The organism is Prosthecobacter sp. (assembly GCF_049294395.1).
Classification (GTDB): Bacteria; Verrucomicrobiota; Verrucomicrobiia; order Verrucomicrobiales; family Verrucomicrobiaceae; genus Prosthecobacter.
In genome coordinates, this window is record NZ_JBAQCR010000408.1 from 1 (window position 1) to 3,125 (window position 3,125).

Sequence of the window (3,125 nt, forward strand, 5' to 3'; positions counted from 1 at the left end):
GGTCGTGACCCTGTGACCCTGAACCCGCGAAGGGCCATGAGGGCCAAATGACCCCATTTTGGCCCTCGTGACCCTGACCCTGGGTGATCAACGGCTAAGGTAACTTCCCGTGGGTGTACCAGCCCTCCGGTGGCCTCACGGCTGGGTGAGCACTTCATCGCAGGTGATGAACAGCACCTGCAGCAGGTCCGCGTTTTCTCCTTCCCCTTTGCCCACTGGTTTCCACACGGCGAGCAGGCGGGCTTGCCCATCGGGGACAACCGTTTCGGTCTTCAGCTTCATGACGTAAAAATCGGTCAGTGGAAACTCCAGGCGACGGCCTTCGAAGTCGATCACGTATTCGCGATGTTCGACCGGAGGTGCGGGGTGGAATTCGGATGTGATCAGGAAACCCGGGGCGGCGTGCGGGGTGCTACTGATGACTTCCACTTCGGTGCTGAAGCCGACGAGTCGCACGTCGGTGTCCATGGCTCCGTTGAAAAAAGGATGCTGAACGCCCTGCTCCGCCTTGCCGTTTGCTCCGGCCCTGGTCTCGATGCGCGAGAGACCGAGATGCCTGACTTTGCCCTGACGCACGGCGTCGAGCAGTTGTTTCAGTTCTGCACGATGATCGCCGCGAGTGCCCAGGCCGGTCATGAGGCGGCGCACCAGCGGGCCCGGCGCCTCAAGAACATGGGAGGTCGTGGTAACGGTGGAGGGACGAGTCTCCCTTTCCATCCATTTCACAAACTGCTCCACCTTGTCCAGGTTCTCCGCGGTGTTTCTGACGATGATCTCAGAGGTCGCGTTGCCTGTGGAAACCGATGATCCTTCAGGAAATGAAATCCCCGCATCCTCCAGGATTTGTCGCGCTGTTTTCCGAGGAGTGAGGGTGCCGCTCGCTGAACTCCCGGAACCGGAGTGAGTTGATAGAAAATCAGGAGCCACCCGAAAGCTGCGTGTCCACAGCTCCTGCGAGTCAGTCTTGGGCACACTCGCAAGCATTTGTGCCAGCGTTGGCCCGGTCTCTTTTCGTCGTGAGCTTTGAGGGATCACATCGCAGCGCAGAAAGGTGGCGATCAATTGATCTCCAGTTTTGGCACCGGGCGGCTGCACCAACGAATGCAGCAGAATGCCGCCATCTTCCATATGCATGTGGGTCACGGTCTGCTGCACGTGCAAGTCCTCGATGGGAAAGTCGTGCTTCACTTTGGAACCGGGAGCCAGCACTTCCCCACGCCCCGCCTGCGGAGGCAGCAGATGCAATTCGTGAGACAGAGAGGGGTCGATGCAACCATCCCAGGTGATCGTGGGTTCAAAGTCCAGGATGGAACCCACGCGGCGGATTTCAAATTGCGGACCCATGCGGCCCTTTTCATCCCGGCCAAATTCGGAGAGGAAGGTGTGCTCCTGCACGGACTCCAGGGTGGAACGCACACCCGATCTGGTTTCCAGGCGGCTGGTGCTGACGTGCTTGAGATCATGACGGCCAGCATTAAGCGCTTCCTGCACCTGCAACCACAGGCTGCCGTGATCTTTCTGCGACGCCGCTTTGACGGCAAGACCGCGCAGGAAGTCGGCGGAACCCTGCACGGTGTCTAGGGTCAGGGCGACAGTCTTCGGCAGTTTCGAGGTGAGATGTTCGATCAGCACGACGATGCGCTCGAGGTTTTCATGCGTGTTCACCACGGTCAGCACATCACCTTCCATGACCGCATCCGCACCGGGGGCCGGAGCGACGCCGTTCTTGTCCAGATACTGCTGCAGCGTCAGCCCAGAATGGTGAAGCACGTTTTCCAACAGGCCGAGCTGCACGGGAAGCGCGAACTTCTTCATGCCGGAGGGCACCTTCAAGGGCGCAGCTTTGACCTTTGGCCGGACACGCGGCAGGCTTTCCAACCTCACGATGTGAGTGGTGATAAATGCCGCCCAGAGTACATCCTCGCTTTCAGCGCCGGCTTTGCCATAGGGTTTGGAAACACCTAGCAGGCGCGTGCTGCCGCTGAGCACCTGAGTGTCTGCTGCGAAGTGCAGTTTGGGCACCGTGGTGAAAGGCAGCTCGGCGGCACTTCCGGTGGCTGGATCAGAGACTGCCACCTGCCGCGAGACGGGCGGCGAGGGATGGAGGTCGAGGCTGTAGTTGAAATCAACGTGCAGGTTATCGGTATCGATGACCGGCTCGATTTCCAGATTCATGCCCACCATCAGCATCTCCCGGTCAACGGAGATGCGGCCCTGGTCATCTGTGCTGACGGTGGGATGGTAATGCTCCTTCACAGAACGAGTCGTGACACGCATTCCTGGCCTTGATTCCATGAAGGCATCCTGCACCACGTGAACCTGGGACTGCGGCTTTGCGGCATGCTGCATCAGGTCCGCCAAAGCCTTCGCGGCATCTTCCTGAGCAGCAGCCGCTGCATTCGCCTGCCGGATGATTTCTCCCGGGCCTTCGAGCACGGTCAGCACGAAGGTCACGTGATGTGGATAATTGATCGAGGCATGCTCAAAATATGCCTCACAGAGGTCCTGATTTGCCTGCGTATTGATAAGAGTGAGTGTGCTGGACCAAGGATCAAAGGAGGCGCTGGCTCCATCTGGAAAGATGAGGCCCGCTTCTTCGAGACGATCGCGCGCTGTTTTGATCAACGGGACAGATTCGCCCGGCTTGCGCTCTGGCGCGGCTAAAGTCGCAAAGGGATCGGCAGGCAGCGACTGAACTTCAGCAGACATTTCGAAGCTCACAAAGTCGCGCGGCACTTTGAAGGTCCGCGTGATCATTGCCTCAGGTTTGGCGGCTTGCGACCACGTCGTCTGACAGAGAACGAAAAGCGCCAGCCACCCAGGCAAGGACATGAAGAGCCGAGACATGGTGGGAGCTTATGTGGATCGCTGACGGCGCGTCGAGTTTAAATGTGTGAAGAGTGGCAGATACTGACTGAGCCAATGAGTTCACAGTCGCAACGGCCTGGCTTTGGTTGAATGCCGAAACTGTTGAAGCGCAAACGCTTATGCGGCGGGCCATTGTGACGATCTTGTTGTTTGAGTACATCCTTGGAATCGCGATGTAGGCGCGCCGCAAATCCCCCCCTCAATGCTGGCTTCGAGTCTTGACCCCCAAGATCGGAACCGCACGCGGCATCATCCCC

Annotated in this window: 1 protein-coding gene; it reads right to left on the bottom strand. The window is 58.8% G+C overall.

Annotated elements, in window-relative coordinates:
* Positions 1-135 precede the first annotated feature (135 nt).
* On the bottom strand, positions 136-2,847 hold the full coding sequence (locus tag WAW39_RS28035; protein WP_422322680.1) for a hypothetical protein: 2,712 nt from the start codon (positions 2,845-2,847) through the stop codon (positions 136-138).
* Positions 2,848-3,125: the final 278 nt, after the last annotated feature.